Raw genomic sequence first — 16,457 nt, 5'->3', positions numbered from 1 at the left:
ATATGCAAATATTTGTTAATGGTGAAACCATTCAAACAGAAGTCAGCACCCTTAATCTCTTGCTTGAAGAATTGGGTTATGAGGGAAATTGGCTTGCTATTGCTGTTAATGCTGAAGTTGTTCCTGTAGAGGCACGAAACAAATTTTTCTTGCATGAGGGAGATAAAATTGAAGTTTTAAGCCCAATGCAAGGAGGATAAAACTATGCTGAATCTGTATGGACGTAAATTCTCTTCTCGTCTTATGTTAGGTACAGCACAATATCCCTCACCTGCAATTCTGCGTGATGCTATTTGTAAATCTGGTACAGAAATTGTAACAGTTTCATTGCGCCGTGAAACTGCAGGTGGTAAACAAGGAGGACAATTTTGGCAATTTCTTACAGAATTGGATATAACAGTGCTTCCCAATACTGCTGGTTGTTATACTGTTAAAGAAGCTGTTACAACGGCAAAACTTGCACGAGATCTCTTTAAAACGTCTTGGATTAAACTCGAAATTATTGGGAATCCTGACACCTTACAACCAAATGTTTTTTCCTTAATCGAAGCAGCACAAATTTTAAACAGTGAAGGTTTCAAAATTTTTGCCTATACAACGGATGATCTCATTGTTGCTGAAAAACTCTTAGACGTTGGATGTCAAGTCATAATGCCTTGGTGTGCTCCTATTGGATCTGCCAAAGGTCCTCATAATACCGATGGATTGCGTTCTATCCGCGCTTACCTTCCTGATGTTACTCTTGTTATTGATGCTGGCATTGGACGCCCCTCCCATGCTACTGTTTCTATGGAACTGGGGTATGATGCAGTGCTTCTTAACACCGCAGTTGCTAAATCAGCTGATCCTGTCTTAATGGCTGAAGCGTTTTCTAAAGCTGTTCAGGCAGGTCGTATGGGATATAAAGCAGGACTTCTCGAAGCGCGTGATATAGCTGTCCCCTCAACACCAGTTATTGGAAAAGCAGTCTTTTCATGAAACTGGACCCTTTCTACCTCATTGTTGATAATGCTGATTGGGTTGAACGTTTGGTTCCTCTTGGAGTCAAACTCGTACAACTGCGTATAAAAAATAAAAATTTAAAAATAATCCGTCAACATATCAAGCATGCAAAAAATATATGCGATAAATTGGGAGTACAATTAATCATTAATGATCATTGGGAAATAGCAATCGATGAAAAATGCAATTTTATTCATCTTGGGCAAGAAGATTTAAGCAGTGCCGATCTTCCTGCAATTCGTAAAAATGGTATAAGATTTGGTCTTAGCACACATGATGAACAAGAATTGGATATCGCACTTTCTGTTAATTCTGACTATATTGCACTTGGTCCTATTTACCCAACAATCTTAAAAGAAATGAAATGGAAGCCTCAAGGGCTAGAAAAAATCAAACACTGGAGAAAACGGATTGGTGCTTTACCTTTAGTGGGCATTGGTGGCTTAACACCAGAACGCGCTATTGGTATTTTAACTGCAGGCGCCAATAGTGCTGCTGTTGTAACGGATATTATCCTCCATAAAAAACCTGAACAACGTGTCCAACAGTGGTTAAAGGTAACAAAAGCATGGCGTTGAAGCCTTCTATTCTTATTGTTGCCGGAACTGATCCAACAGGAGGTGCTGGTATTATTCGTGATATAGAAACAGCTGCCCATTTTCAAATAAAAGCAAATTTAGCTATCACCTGCGTTAACGTGCAAGATGATAACCACGTTGCTGAAATTGTTCCAATGCATGCAGAACTCATTATCGCACAAATGCGCTGTGCCTTAGAAGCCAATCCAATAAGCGCAATAAAAATCGGTATGACAGGGACCCGAGCAATTATAGCAGCAATCTGTAATGTATTAGAAGACTATCCTCATATTCCAGTTATTCTTGATCCTGTACTGGTCGCCTCATCAGGAGGAAAACTAACAACAGAAAAAATCACAGAAATTATGATCAATAAACTTCTCCCTCACGTTGATCTTTTAACACCCAATAGAGAAGAACTTGCTCTTCTCAGCCAAGATACATTGGCATCTCATCATAAGCAAGCAATAGAGCAAGCAAGAAAACTGCTGTCATTTGGTCCACGCTCTATCTTGATAAAAGGCGGTCATGCAAACAGTCCCCTTGCAACGGATAGTTTCATTGATAAAACTGAAATCATAAATATTTCTACTCCCCGCTCGACGGAAACAATACGTGGAACAGGTTGCATCCTTTCAAGCGCTATTGCAGCCAATTTGGCATTGAATGAATCTATGCCTCAAGCCATAAAAAATGCAAAAGCATATATTCACACATTACTGTTAAATCACAACCGAAAAGATTGTTAAAAGCTTATATGCCATAATATATTGAACTCTTCTTGTCACATTTTGCATATTTATAGGATTATTTTTCCTTAAAATTAAGGTACACATCGCTCAAAGAGCTTTTATACTAATATACTGCTATATAGGTACCTTTTATAACCGTATTATATCACTATCCGAGTAGTTTAAACTATATATTCCATGCGTTTTTTTATTATAGAGCAATTTAGTATAGCCTAACAAATTAAGATAAATCATTGAAAAAAATATCATTCCATTCTATAGTTTTTATTGGGATTAAAGAAAATAGAATTTTTCAGATATAAACCTCTAACGAAGATATCATAACGCTTGAAGGATGACGTTATGTGGTCTATCCGTAGTCGATAGATCATTAGAAAAGATAAAATGTTAAATCAAACACCGTGCTCAATCTCATATGAAGAACTCTTGAACTTTTATAAAGAAAGTGGTGTGGATGCTGTTCTAACGGATTTACCTGTTGATCGCTTTAATCAAGCTGTCTCTTTAGAGAAAAAATCAATACAAACAGTAAACATTTCTCATAATCAACAGACATCACCAACCATAAAGTCGTCCAATCATCTACTGCCTACGCCTAGTATTATACAAGATAAACCTTCCACTGTAGATAGTGTAAAACATGCGAAGACACTTGATGAATTAAAATCTGTTCTTCTCGCGTTTAATGGCTGTTCATTAAAATTGACAGCAAAAAATACCTGTTTTTCAGATGGAACAGCGGGAAGTCCACTCATGCTCATAGGAGAAGCGCCAGGACGAGAAGAAGATATACAAGGTGTTCCTTTTGTTGGGAAAGCAGGAATGTTGCTCAATAAAATCCTCGCATCAATTGGTTTAACAAGAGAGAATGTTTACATCGCGAATACTATTCCTTGGCGCCCACCTGGAAATCGCACGCCAACACCAAGGGAAGTTGCATTATGCCGCCCTTTTATTGAAAAGCAAATTCATTTAGCTAAACCTCGTATTCTTGTAGCACTTGGTGGAGTTGCTACTCAGTTTCTTACGGGAGCGCAAAATGGAATTATTCGTACGCGAGGGAAATGGTTTACCTATGAAAGAGAAGATAATACCAAAATACCTGTTATGCCGACCTTTCATCCTGCTTACCTCCTTCGAACGCCCAGTCAAAAAAAACTTACATGGATGGATTTTCTAGAAGTAAAAAACCGCTTAGATAATCTCCCGTAATTTTTACCTCATTACAAAACATAAACACTTTTTCAATTCCGTAACTTTTAAAATACAATCAGGAAAAAATTATGCAACAATCAGCAATGTCCATTTATCGTCTGGAAGACTACCAACCAACCCCTTATGCTATCCCCAAAACACAACTTCACTTCTGTTTGAAACCAACAAAAACCCTTGTTACGGCAATATTATTGATTGAAGCGCGTCAAAATACGAAAGAAAGAACGCCTCTTGTGCTTTCTGGTGATGATCTTACACTCATTTCTGTTGCTATTAATGGTGAGGCATTGTCTGCAAACGCTTATAAAAGCACGCCTTCACGTTTAGAAATTACAACTCCACCAGCGACTCCTTTTACATTGCAATTGGTCACGGAACTAAACCCTGAAAGCAACCGCCAACTTATGGGACTTTATCTTTCAAATGGTGTTTATTGCACACAATGCGAAGCAGAAGGTTTTCGTCGTATTACTTATTTTTACGACCGCCCAGATATTCTTTCTACCTATACGGTCAAAATCGAAGCGGATTCTCAAACAATCCCTATCTTACTTTCCAATGGTAATCTCGTGGAAACAGGAACTCTTGAAAATAATCGTCATTTTGCTCTTTGGGAAGATCCATATCCCAAACCATCCTATCTCTTTGCTTTAGTTGGCGGTGATCTTGATAAGTTAGAAGACCATTTTACTACTGTATCTGGTCGACGTATCAAACTTGGTATCTATGTGGAAAAAGGAAAAACCAAACGTGCAACCTATGCAATGGATGCCCTCAAACGCTCCATGCGTTGGGATGAGCAATGCTTTGGACGCGAATATGACCTTGATGTTTTCAATATTGTTGCTGTTTCGGACTTTAACATGGGTGCAATGGAAAATAAAGGGCTTAACATCTTTAATGATAAATATGTTCTTGCAGATCCTGAAACAGCAACCGATCATGATTATAGAAATGTCGAACGTATCATTGCTCATGAATATTTCCATAATTGGACCGGTAATCGTATTACTTGCCGTGATTGGTTTCAACTTTGTTTAAAAGAAGGACTAACAGTTTACCGAGATCAAGAATTTTCCTCAGATCAAAATGTACGTAGTCTACAGAGAATTGAAAATATAAAAACATTAAAAGCTATGCAATTTACTGAAGATTCTGGTCCACTTGCTCATCCTGTACGGCCTCGTCAATATAGTGAAATCAACAACTTTTACACCACAACCGTTTATGAGAAAGGCGCTGAAGTTGTTCGCATGATGCATACTATTTTAGGTCCTACTCTTTTTCGTAAAGGAATGGATCTCTATTTTCAACGTCATGATGGGCAAGCTTGCACAATTGAAGATTTTGTCACCTGTTTTGCTGAAGTCTCTGGTAGAGACTTTTCACAATTCATGCTGTGGTATGAACAAGCAGGAACGCCTCATGTGGAAATCGACCACCATTATAACAATGGTATTTTAACAATTCATGCAAAACAACATATTCCGGCAACACCGCAACAAAAAACAAAAAACCTATGCTTATCCCTATCGTTTTTGGTCTCTTAGGACAAAATGGAGAATCTCTTACCTATGAGACTGATGCGGATATTCAATCAGATGTTATGCTTCTGTCTAAAGAAAGCCAAACGTTCACATTAAAGGGACTGAGTGAAAAACCTGTTTTATCTCTGCTTAGAGACTTCTCTGCACCTATCAATTTACAAACTCCGTTTAATGAAAACGAGCTTATATTTCTTGTACAAAATGATAGCAATCAACTCAACCGTTGGCAGTCGTTTAATCATTTAATGATGCAAGCTCTAATTCAAGCTATTAACGATAAAACACAAGTAAAAGAGAGTATGCCTTCTTCTTTGCTAAAATTAATTGAAAACATCCTTAAAGATGAAAGTCTTGAACCAGAGTTTCGAGCATTTTGTTTAAATTTACCTAGCGAAATAGAACTTGCTCATACAATCGGTAAAAATGTTGATCCAGATCGTATCCACTCTGTGCGTAATCAGTTTTTAGCTTCACTCGCGCATACACATCAAGGGCTTTTCACAAAAGTTTATATGCAAATGGAAACTAATGAACCCTATTCACCAACTACTGCACAAGCTGGAAAACGAGCATTACGGAATATTATCCTAGATTATCTTTCCATTGCTGAAGCGCAACCAAATCGTGCTGTCACGCAATATATAACAGCTGATAACATGACTGACCGCATAGCCAGTATAACCATTTTAGTGCGGCATTTTAACAAAAGTGAGCAGGCACAAAATGCCTTAAATGATTTTGAAAACCGGTATCGGCATGACCCTTTGGTTATGGATAAATGGTTTTCCATTCAAGCAATGGTTGCAGGAGCATCAACACTTGACCATATTCAAAAACTCATGCAACATCCGCTCTTTTCACAAGATAATCCCAATCGTGTACGAGCCCTAATTGGTGTCTTTGCTTCTAATAACCTAACGGGTTTTAATAGAGTTGATGGTGCAGCCTATCACTTTCTTTGCCAAATTGTTTTGGAAATTGACAAGAAAAATCCACAACTTGCCTCGCGATTACTCACAATAATGCGTTCTTGGAGACAATTAGAGCCTATTCGACAACAAAAACTTAAAGCTGCATTAAAAACAATTGCAGTAGCTCCTCAATTATCAAGCGATGTGACTGAGATCATCTCCCGTCTCCTCGCTTAAATGGATAAATAATTTATAATCATTATGTCAGGATACCGTTTAATAAAATAATATCAATGAATAACTTAACTATAACAATCCTCTAAATGAGTCATTTAAACCTGTTTAGAAGTCTTTTTAAAGTTCCTCTTATTTGCTTCATCCACATTCAATAAAAGTAAAATACTTTTTTTAAAAAAAAGACTGGACAGAGGACTCCCGTTTTGATTCATTGCACCCTATGGGGTTTTATTATGAATATTGAAACAGTTTTTATAACACATTATTCCATAATTAAAGGAACGAGAAATGGCTAAATTGGACGCATATAATGCGCCAACGGAGGTGTATACTAGCTCAAAGTCAAGTGCTCAAAATCATAAAGCACAAACAGAGCGTATTCATCTGTTTTTTGGCTCTGCCTCTCAAAAGCTTCTCTCTATTGAACCTTGGCTGCGGCGTTTACTTCCATTTATCATTCTTGTATTCCTTATTGTTTTAGCAACCATTCGTTTTGTATCAATCTATGATTGGCGTCATGTTATTGATAAAAACACACGCTCTACCCTTGCTCTCGTCGCTTCCCATATTAGTAATACAATTAATCATGATTTACTTGCTGTTACTGAAAAAGGTAAAGTTGCTACTCTTTCTCATAGCCATTTGCAAAATATCCTAAACAGTTTTCTCAATAAAGACCTTATCAGTCCTCATACTGTTATTGCTATAATCGATCAAAAAGGTATTGTCTTAGCTTCATCCGGTTCAGAGATCATTTTAGGAAAATCCTTACAGAATTTTACTTCCGAGGGTATTGCTTTACAAGCTCTGGGACAACATGTTGGTATTATGGAAATCACGATGGGCAAAGATACTCCTGCTTTTGCTTCATTTCACCAAACAGAAAATGGACAATATGGTGTTTTCGTCAGCGAAAAGAAACAACATATCTACATGGAATGGCGCAAAATTTTCTCGCTAAATATAACCTTGTTCATAGGAACAGGTGGCGTTATTTTGGCTCTCCTCTATGCTTATTACAATCAAATTGCGCGAGCACGCAAAACGGATTTAATTTCAGAAAAAACTCAAAACCGTATCGATATGGCAATGATGCGCGGACGTTGTGGGTTATGGGATTGGAACATGGCAAGCGGGCGTGTTTACTGGTCACGGGCAATGTATGAAATGCTCGGTTATGTGCCTCAAGATGCACTGCTGTCAATTTCGCAAATTACCGCTATTATCAACCAAAACGATGCTAATTTTTTTGATCTTGCTCAAGAATTAATGGGGGGGCAAAAAAAACATATTGATATTAATGTTCCCATGCGACATGCCGATGGCCATTATGTGTGGATGCGTATTCGGGCTGAAGTTACAGATGAAGAAGAACCCCATTTGGTTGGTATTGCTTTTGATATTAGTGAGCAGCGTCAACTCGCAGAAGAAACAGCACAGGCCGACCTTCGTATCCGTGATGCAATTGAAAATATTTCAGAATCTTTTGTCTTATGGGATTCAGAAGGACGTTTAGTCATGTCCAACAGCAAATTTTGCGAATATACTGCTATCCCTAAACAGGTTTTACAATCAGGAGTCCAACGTGCAACCGTTGAAGCCATAGCTCGCCCTGCAATCCATGAATATCCTCTTAAAGATGATGGTGCTGGTAATTTAACTAGTATCCGACAAACTGCAGATGGTTATTGGCTGAAAATTAATGAACGACGTACCCAAGATGGAGGGCTTGTTTGCATTGGTACAGATATTTCTGAACTTAAACAACAACAAGAAAAATTTGAAGATAGTGAAAGACGACTTTTTTCTTTTATTCAAGAACTTAAACGTACACGGGGAAGTGCACAACAACGTGCAACAGAAGTTGAAAAACTGAATAAAAGTTTAAAAGCAGAAAAAGAGCGCGCCGAAAGTGCTAATAAAGCCAAATCAGAATTTTTAGCCAATATGTCCCATGAATTGCGGACGCCACTTAACGCTATTCTTGGCTTCTCAGACATCATGTTGCAATCTACCTTTGGCCCTCTTGGCTCGCAACGTTACAAAGAATATATGCACGATATTTATAATTCAGGAGCCCATCTTCTAACCCTTATCAATGATATTCTTGACATGTCCAAAATCGAAGCTGGGAAATTTACCCTTAATTGCAAAAATACTAATCTTGAGCCCATCATCAGTGAAGCAGCCCGCACACTTACACCACAGGCTCAAGAAAAAAATATTTCTGTTATAACAAATATTGCTCCAGAACTCCATGCAGAGGTTGATATCCGTGCCATGAGACAGATCTTCCTTAATCTCATCTCTAATGCTGTTAAGTTTACACCTTCTGGCGGCAGTATTAATGTTTGTGCTTTTAAGAAAAAAATAACCTTGTTTGTAAAATTAAAGATACAGGGGTTGGCATTCCCCAATCAGCCATAAAAAAACTCGGACAACCTTTTGAACAAGTTGAAAATCAACTCACAAAAACCCATACTGGATCAGGTCTTGGACTAGCCATTTCACGCTCCTTGCTAGAACTACACAAAGGGAAACTTGAAATTATTTCCAAAGAGATGAAAGGTACAACTGTGACTATTACAATGCCAATCAAACAAAATTAAATTTCCCCATTTGTTCGCGTCGTAACAAAATCTGTTTTCGCCAAATACCCCAACGATACCCAGAGATAAAACCATTCTTTTGCACCACACGATGGCAAGGGATGATTAATGCCAATTCGTTATGTGCACATGCATGAGCAACTGCACGAAAAGCATTTGGCATACCAATACGTTGTGCTAACGCTTTATATGAAATTGTTTCACCACATGGCACTTCACATAATGCCGTCCATACTTTCTGCTGAAAGATTGTGCCTTTTATATCTAAGAGAAAATCATGTCGTCTTACCAACTTAGGAGTCTCTATCATTGCAACAATATGTGCAATCTCTTCCTTAAATATGTTGTCACTATCCACTTGTTGTGCATCCTCAAAGCGTACCATGAATTCTTGTAATAATTGTTCTGTAGTATCTCCTAACATTATATTACAAAGCCCTTTGTAAGACTTTGCTACCAAAAGCTCTCCTATTGAAACGTTTTTTGAGACAAAATATTTTCTTTTTTGAGAATGTCTAGCATTTTAACTTTTCTATATTTTTAAGAGATCTGAACATCATGAATGAACTCAAAAAAAGCAATTTTTCATTACACTCTTTACAAGGTAAGACAAAATACCCTCAAAATCTATCTTCTCAGTCATCGACTTAAAATCATGTTGTAATCATTTTGTAGAATGGCATAGTGAAAAAACAATAATAAGAAGCTGAATCATTTTCTTTATATCTATAAAGCCTAATGACTGTAAGCAATCAAATTGGCCATCTTAAAGTAGGTGATTTTAGCATACTAAAAAAAATTCAGTAAACACCTAAAAATTCAAAAAATTTTTTATCTTTTAATAAGAAACTAATAGCCTACACCTGCATGAGAACATTAAAAAATAGAAAGAACTACCACTAGAGGTATTCAAAAAAATTAAAGTCCCATTCAAAAATGGGACTTTAAAATCATTTAATTCTTTGATATTCTAAAATTTGTATGCTACACCAACGCGAAAGTCGTTTGTTTTATAGCTCATTTCGACTTTATCATATCCGAATTTCTTTTTACCAAAATCTGAATAACGATATTCTGCACGTACAATAACATTATCAGTCATCGCAAAATCAACACCACCTCCAAGGGTATAACCAACCATAGTCTTTTTTTCATCACACACCCAATCAGAAAGATCAACTGTTCTACTTTTTGCAGCCGTATCTTCTGCACTTGCAATAATGTTTCGAAGTTGTGTATAAGCAACCCCTCCCGTAATATAAGGCATCATACGATCAACAGAAAAGCCAACGCGTACTCGTGTAGCACCAAACCATTTTTGTTTTGAAGTGTGATGTACTTTTTTTATAGGTACCGCCGAAATATCCTCTTGTGACTCTGCCCTAGAACTCATTCCATTTGAATACTCTAAGATTACTCCTTTTGGTTTTTCTTCCGATGGAGTAATATCTGATGAACTAATATCTTTTGTATCCTTTTTGTCAGACCACATTATATCCGTATCAATACCTATAATAAAACCATTGTCGATATCAATATTGGAACCTGTATAAATACCACCTATAAAACCGGAAAGTTTAGGTGAAAGCCCCTTATCAAGCAGAATCCATTTTTCTGCATCCTTATCTTTTAAATAACTTAAAGTATTTTTACCGGAAAAACCACCAATTTGGCCTCCAAGATAAAACCCTGTCCAAGAAAAAGCAGGAGCTGCAACAACAGGCATCGACTGTTCTGGTATAGTAACATCTGCTGCCTGTACTGCAGAAATCAAAATTAAAGAAAAAATAGATGTTTGCATTAAGTATTGTTTAGTCATAATTGCTCCCCTAAAAGCTAAGTGACATATATTATAAATATAAACTTTTATATCTATAATAATAAAAAATACTTTCATATTTTTTTCAAAAAATCTGTAACAAAAATAACACAGTTTAAGATAAAATAAAATTTATATTATTAAAATATATAAATAAATTTTAATAATATAAGTTATAATAAGTGTTTAAAGCGCCTAAAGGCTTACTAAAAATTATTATTTCTCATAATGCTTTTATTAACTTAATAAGAAATAATATATTTATATAGTATTATAATATTAATTTTTAAATTATATAATAAATATTCTTGTTAAGTTTTATTTTGAAACAAATTTGTATTAACTCTAAATTCATGAATAAAGATGAATTAATATTCTCTTCTATATGAATAGCTCTTGTCATGCTATAGTGTGCATTAAATAAAAAATAGAAAATAATCTTATTTACTAATAAATAGAAAAAACGCATTATAACTTTTTAATTAAACATAAGATTTCGTATTAATTTGTTTAAAATAGAATTTTTCAGCCTATATAAAAAATTAAACAAGAAATATTTTTACAACAAAAATAAGTAATATTATAAAGCATTTATTTAAGTTATTTTTTATAATTTAGATAAAAAATACATATAATTATTATATAAAGTACATTCAATATTTCATTACATGTGTAAAAGCTGAACATACAGATTGCCTAGTTTCTTCAATCAATTTTTCAGCACGCAGCAAATCAGGTTCCCCAACATTACTTAACAAAAGGTCGCTTAAACTAGGTGGCATTTCATGAGGATCAAGCAAATCATTTAAACAAAGTCGTATAATTTGGCTTAAATTGGTATAGAGGCCATAAGCATGATGTAAATCCGAAATAAATGGCTGATTAAGAAAACTGTTCGGCAACTGAGACAAAATATCTGCTGTAGTTGCTCCAATATGAAATTCCATGACATGTGTAATAAGAGCAAATTGAGCAATAAATTCTAAATCCACGATACCACCAGACATCGTTTTTAAATCCCATTGGTTTTTTGGTGGCTTTTCTTTTTCAATCAAGGTACGCATCTCACACACTGCTTTTGCAACACTCTTCTTATCACGAGGAAAAGCAATAATTGTACAAACTTCATTTTCTAATTTTTGCAAAAAATCACGATCTCCAGCAATACCTCGTGCCCTTGTTAAAGCAAGATGTTCCCATATCCACGCTTGTTTGCGATAATAGTTCTTAAAAAATTGAAAAGAAACAGCAACAGGCCCTTTATTGCCTAATGGACGCAACCTTAAATCAACGGCATAAAGAACACCTTGGCTTGTAAGAGTGGATAAAGCTGCAACTAAACGCTGTGTCAAACGGGTATAATATTGAGAAATATAAAGAGGTTTTTCTCCATCAGATATTTCCGTATCTTCATCATGTTCGTAAAGCAAAATGAGATCAACATCTGAACCTGCCGTTAATTCACGACTTCCAAGCTTACCCATCCCCAATATGCCAACACGTCCTCCTTTAATACTGCCATGAAGACAAGAAAATTCCTCTTGAACCGCAGCAAATGTTTTTGCAATCATAAGATCAGCAAGCGCAGTAAACGCATAACCTGCTCTCTTTCCTGTAATTACACTATTCAAAATTCGAATACCAATTAAAAAACGTTGCTCATCAGCAAAAATTCTTAAGCGATTGAGAATTTCTTCGTAAGAAGAAGCACCTTCAAGAAAACATTCAAGCCGTTTCTCTAAATAAGTTTTTGTTGGTAGTTCTGAAAAAATACTTGGATCTAACATCCCATCAAAAACATGGGGTTTACGTGTAATAATTTCTGCAAGACGTGGAGCTGCTCCCATGATAAGCACCAACATATCTAAAAGAGACGGATTCGACTGCAAAAGACTAAAAAGCTGAATTCCTGAAGGCAACCCTTGTAAAAAACGATCAAAACACAACATCACTTCATCGGCTCGTTTAGTCGCACCAAAAGCTTTTAAAAGCGCTGGGGTCAATTCTGTTAACCTTTCACGGGCTTCTGCAGATTGTGTTGCTCTATAACGCCCACAATGGAGCGTGCGCATGATACGACAAATATCACTCGCTCTTTCAAAACCTAGACGGCTTAATGTGATTAATGTTTCTGGATCATCTTCTTCACCTGTAAAAACTAAATTGCCAATTTCTAAACCAAGTTCTTGTTCATTCTCAAACAGTGCAGCATAATGTTTTTCAACAACCTGTAGCGTTTTTAATAAATCGCGAATAAAGCTGTTACTTTCTTGGTAGCCCATTAAATATGCAATACTGGTAAATTGAGAAACATCATTTGGGAGAAGATGTGTTTGTTCATCTGCAAGCATCTGAATACGATGCTCTACATTTCGTAAAAAAGCATAACTTTTAATAAGACTATCTCGTGTTTTTTCACTAATCCAACCAAGTGTATGAAGTTCTGCTAACATTGCTACTGTCTGTCGGCCGCGCAATTGAGGAAAGCGCCCACCTCCAATAAGTTGTTGTGTCTGAACAAAAAACTCAATTTCACGAATGCCCCCTCGCCCTAATTTTACATTATGGCCATAAGCCGCAATTTGACCATAATTTTTATAAGCATGGATTTGGCGTTTAATAGAATGGATATCAGCAATAGCAGCATAATCTAAATATTTTCGCCATATATAAGGAAACAGCTCTTTGAGAAAGTTAAAACCTGCCTTTTTATCGCCAGCCACTGGACGTGCCTTAATCATAGCTGCCCGCTCCCAATTTTGTCCTCGCCCCTCATAATAACGCAATGCAGTTTTTACTGGTAAAGCTAAAGGGGTTGAACTTGGGTCTGGTCTTAACCGAAAATCGAGACGAAAAACATATCCTTCCGCAGTACGTTCTTGAATGATACGGATCAATCGACGTACCATTTTGGAAAATAGATCGACACTCTCAGAAAGATTACCAATATGAGATGATATTTCATCAATAAAAACAATAAGATCAATATCAGACGAATAATTAAGTTCTTCTGCCCCTAATTTTCCCATCCCTAAAATGATTAGGCCACAATCTTTTTCGGGATTCTCATGGTTCAACAAATTTATTTTACCATGATCATGGGCTTCTCTTAAGAGAAAACGCAGAGCCACACCTAATACGGATTCTCCCAAGCGTGTTAACCAAACACATGAAACTTCGTACGTAAAAACACCACTCAAATCAGCTAAAGCAATGAGAACATGTGCTTCTCGTTTTTGGCGCCTTAAAGCCGTTTTTAATGAATTTTCATGTATAATCTCACTTTTATCAAGGTGCGCAATATCATCTATAATTTTGCTTAACCTCGTTTCTATATCAACATGCAATAAGGGACTAAGATATGATGGGTTGGCAATTAAAGCCTCACGCAAAAAAGGAGATAAGGTCATAACCGCACTTATAAATTCAACCTGATTTCCCTTATCGGAAATAAAGGAAATAAGCGATCCTAAATTCTCTTTTCTTGCTTGTTCTGCAAGCTCTTTCAACCATTGAGAACCACTGTTATCAAGGGGGGATAAAGAGAGGAGCTGTGTTTTTAAAAAAGCTTTCTTCATCTATGCTCTCGTAAAAAACATTTTAGCTTTTTCTCTATTACCTTATACTTCAAAGAGAAATTATCATAAGTATAGCAAACAATGAAACAAAATACTTTTCAAGGAAATAATAAAATAGCCCTAAGCCCTGGATTTGCATTTTCAAGTAATAATTCTCCCCCATGAAGCTTCATTACAGCTTTTGCTATACTAAGGCCAATACCAAAACCAGGTTGTGTACGACTTTCTTCGAGGCGAAAAAAGCGTTCTGTTACTTTCTCACGCTTATCTTCTGCAATTCCTGGACCATTATCGCTAACCACAACCAACAAATGTTTATCACGATATTCCATCGATAAGCAAACCTCTGCCTTCCTGCCATCTTTAGATGCATATTTAATCGCATTATCAATAAGATTAAAAATCGATTGTGCAATAAGCTCACGATTTAACTTCAGCTCTTTATCAAATGTATCCCCCAACCGAAGCAAGACACCAGATTCTTCAGCAAAAGGTTCATAAAGTTCAACGGCATCTTCAAGGATAAATTTCATATTCAACATCTCAAGATGCTCTATTGCACTGCTAGCTTCAATGCGCGAAATCATCAAAATCGCATTAAAAGTACGAATAAGTTGATCGGATCCAGCAATAACAGCATCAAGTGCTTGACGATATTCAAGCTTTGTCTTTTGCCCAGAAAGTGCTTCTTCAGCACGATTTCTAAGGCGTGTCAGTGGAGTTTTCAGATCATGCGCAATATTATCCGATACTTGATGCAAACCAATATTTAATTCTTCAATGCGCTCTAACATAACGTTAAGATTAGCGGACAATCGATCAAACTCATCACCTATTCCAGATACAGGTAAACGCCCACTGAAATCGCCCTCCATCAATCGTTGTGAGGCAGCCGTAACATGATCAATCCTTTGTAATGCTCGCCGACCAACGAAAAACCATATAAGTAGAGCTCCTCCAACCATTGCCGCAAGAGCAATCATGACAGCTTTACGAATAACTGCTGCAAAACGTTCTGGTTCATCTAAATCCCGCCCTATAAGAACCTTCATAGCATTGGGCAAATCAACAACAATTGCCAAAGCGCGATGTTCGCTTGTTTGGCCATGTTCACCAAAACGTGAATACAAAAAAGAATTTTCAATAAAGCCATTATGCCTCAAAAGACCTAATTCAATACGTGCAACATTACCTGCTAAAATGCGTCCCATAGGATCTGTGACAAGATAAAGAAAAGCTCCTGGTTGTCGTGAACGATAATCAATAGTGCGTATTAATAATGGAAGTCCACCATAATTATAAGCATCTTCGATATATCTCAATTCTTCATGTAAAGCTTGCTGTGTTTGCTCTGTTAACAACGAAGCAGAAAAATCCGTCATATAAATAGACAGCCCTGTTGCCACCAATCCAAATAACAAAATATAAAGTGCCGAGAGCCTTAGCGCAGTTGTGCGCATTATATTGATTAGACGATTCATGTTTTGTTATCTGGTGCTTTCAGCATATAACCAGCTCCACGCACTGTATGGAGAAGCGGTACATCAAAATCTTTTTCAATTTTTGCTCTTAAGCGAGATATATGAACATCAATGACATTTGTTTGCGGATCAAAATGATAATCCCAAACATTTTCCAAAAGCATGGTACGCGTTACCACTTGACCAGCATATCGCATCAAATATTCCAGTAAACGAAACTCTCGCGGTTGTAATGGGATATTTCTCTTCCCTCTTTTCACTGTATGTGCTAAACGGTCAAGCTCAAGATTTCCTACACAATAAACTGTTTCTGCTTCTTTAGGATTTTTACGCCGCTGTAACACTTCAACGCGAGCAAGAAGTTCAGAAAAAGCATAAGGCTTTGTTAAATAATCATCACCCCCCGCACGCAAACCCGTCACACGATCATTTACTTGCCCTAAAGCGGAAAGAATGAGAACTGGTGTTTCATTGCCTTTAGCACGCAATTCAGAAATAATAGAAAGACCATCACGATGCAAAAGCATTCGATCAACAACCATTACATCATAGTTTTCCATTTCAGCTAAAGCGTATCCAGTATCTCCATCATAGGCAACATCAACGGAATGTCCTGCCTCCAAAAAAGCTTTTTCGAGATAACGTCCTGTTTCACGATCATCTTCGATAACGAGTATTTTCATAAAACGCATCTCCGTTATTTTTATAAAACTGTATTGTAGGACAGA

General features: G+C 36.6%; 10 protein-coding genes and 2 pseudogenes. 7 read left to right on the top strand and 5 right to left on the bottom strand.

Going from position 1 to position 16,457, the window contains the following annotated elements; all coding sequences use genetic code 11:
- Positions 1-2: 2 nt before the first annotated feature.
- The 7 genes and pseudogenes from thiS (at position 3) to QWU_RS09150 (ending at position 8,851) form a co-directional block, all read left to right on the top strand.
- Positions 3-200, top strand: coding sequence for a sulfur carrier protein ThiS (thiS, locus tag QWU_RS04905; protein WP_006589244.1), 198 nt, complete (start codon positions 3-5; stop codon positions 198-200).
- A 4-nt stretch (positions 201-204) separates the two neighbouring features.
- Positions 205-978, top strand: coding sequence for a thiazole synthase (locus QWU_RS04900; protein ID WP_017196322.1), 774 nt, complete (start codon positions 205-207; stop codon positions 976-978).
- Complete coding sequence (locus QWU_RS04895) at positions 975-1,580, top strand: thiamine phosphate synthase (protein WP_017196321.1); 606 nt, start codon at positions 975-977, stop codon at positions 1,578-1,580. The genes QWU_RS04900 and QWU_RS04895 overlap by 4 nt, the downstream gene beginning before the upstream one ends.
- The gene (locus QWU_RS04890) at positions 1,571-2,329 is read left to right on the top strand and encodes a hydroxymethylpyrimidine/phosphomethylpyrimidine kinase (RefSeq protein ID WP_017196320.1); all 759 of its coding nucleotides are present in this window, start codon (positions 1,571-1,573) and stop codon (positions 2,327-2,329) included. The genes QWU_RS04895 and QWU_RS04890 overlap by 10 nt, the downstream gene beginning before the upstream one ends.
- Before the next feature lie 387 nt (positions 2,330-2,716).
- Positions 2,717-3,544 carry a uracil-DNA glycosylase gene (locus tag QWU_RS04885; RefSeq protein WP_006589240.1) on the top strand — a complete coding sequence of 276 codons (828 nt, stop codon included), beginning with the start codon at positions 2,717-2,719 and terminating at the stop codon, positions 3,542-3,544.
- A 71-nt stretch (positions 3,545-3,615) separates the two neighbouring features.
- Positions 3,616-6,242 (top strand): annotated as a pseudogene (gene pepN, locus QWU_RS09155) (aminopeptidase N).
- A gap of 288 nt (positions 6,243-6,530) precedes the next feature.
- Positions 6,531-8,851, top strand: a pseudogene (locus QWU_RS09150) (ATP-binding protein).
- Here the strand turns inward: QWU_RS09150 and QWU_RS09145 are convergent.
- From QWU_RS09145 to QWU_RS04850, 5 genes are all read right to left on the bottom strand, one after another.
- Complete coding sequence (locus QWU_RS09145; protein ID WP_017196319.1) at positions 8,838-9,275, bottom strand: methylated-DNA--[protein]-cysteine S-methyltransferase; 438 nt, start codon at positions 9,273-9,275, stop codon at positions 8,838-8,840. The pseudogene QWU_RS09150 and the gene QWU_RS09145 overlap by 14 nt on opposite strands.
- Positions 9,276-9,821: 546 nt before the next feature.
- Positions 9,822-10,670, bottom strand: coding sequence for an outer membrane protein (locus QWU_RS04865; RefSeq protein ID WP_006589236.1), 849 nt, complete (start codon positions 10,668-10,670; stop codon positions 9,822-9,824).
- A 653-nt stretch (positions 10,671-11,323) separates the two neighbouring features.
- Positions 11,324-14,248 carry a bifunctional [glutamine synthetase] adenylyltransferase/[glutamine synthetase]-adenylyl-L-tyrosine phosphorylase gene (locus QWU_RS04860; protein WP_017196317.1) on the bottom strand — a complete coding sequence of 975 codons (2,925 nt, stop codon included), beginning with the start codon at positions 14,246-14,248 and terminating at the stop codon, positions 11,324-11,326.
- A 98-nt stretch (positions 14,249-14,346) separates the two neighbouring features.
- A complete protein-coding gene (locus QWU_RS04855; protein WP_017196316.1) occupies positions 14,347-15,729 on the bottom strand; it encodes a sensor histidine kinase in 1,383 nt (460 codons plus the stop codon).
- Positions 15,726-16,412 carry a response regulator transcription factor gene (locus QWU_RS04850; RefSeq protein WP_006589233.1) on the bottom strand — a complete coding sequence of 229 codons (687 nt, stop codon included), beginning with the start codon at positions 16,410-16,412 and terminating at the stop codon, positions 15,726-15,728. The genes QWU_RS04855 and QWU_RS04850 overlap by 4 nt, the downstream gene beginning before the upstream one ends.
- Positions 16,413-16,457: the final 45 nt, after the last annotated feature.

The sequence above is a fragment of the Bartonella birtlesii IBS 325 genome (assembly GCF_000273375.1).
Classification (GTDB): Bacteria; Pseudomonadota; Alphaproteobacteria; order Rhizobiales; family Rhizobiaceae; genus Bartonella; species Bartonella birtlesii.
Note: the sequence above shows the minus strand (reverse complement) of the source record. Positions and strands in the feature narration are given on the sequence as shown.

Bases quoted from the DNA above. Each gene is read 5' to 3' on its own strand.
- thiS (WP_006589244.1), top strand. From the start codon at position 3: ATGCAAATATTTGTTAATGGTGAAACCATTCAAACAGAAGTCAGCACC.
- QWU_RS04900 (WP_017196322.1), top strand. From the start codon at position 205: ATGCTGAATCTGTATGGACGTAAATTCTCTTCTCGTCTTATGTTAGGT.
- QWU_RS04895 (WP_017196321.1), top strand. From the start codon at position 975: ATGAAACTGGACCCTTTCTACCTCATTGTTGATAATGCTGATTGGGTT.
- QWU_RS04890 (WP_017196320.1), top strand. From the start codon at position 1,571: ATGGCGTTGAAGCCTTCTATTCTTATTGTTGCCGGAACTGATCCAACA.
- QWU_RS04885 (WP_006589240.1), top strand. From the start codon at position 2,717: ATGTTAAATCAAACACCGTGCTCAATCTCATATGAAGAACTCTTGAAC.
- QWU_RS09145 (WP_017196319.1), bottom strand. From the start codon at position 9,275: ATGTTAGGAGATACTACAGAACAATTATTACAAGAATTCATGGTACGC.
- QWU_RS04865 (WP_006589236.1), bottom strand. From the start codon at position 10,670: ATGACTAAACAATACTTAATGCAAACATCTATTTTTTCTTTAATTTTG.
- QWU_RS04860 (WP_017196317.1), bottom strand. From the start codon at position 14,248: ATGAAGAAAGCTTTTTTAAAAACACAGCTCCTCTCTTTATCCCCCCTT.
- QWU_RS04855 (WP_017196316.1), bottom strand. From the start codon at position 15,729: ATGAATCGTCTAATCAATATAATGCGCACAACTGCGCTAAGGCTCTCG.
- QWU_RS04850 (WP_006589233.1), bottom strand. From the start codon at position 16,412: ATGAAAATACTCGTTATCGAAGATGATCGTGAAACAGGACGTTATCTC.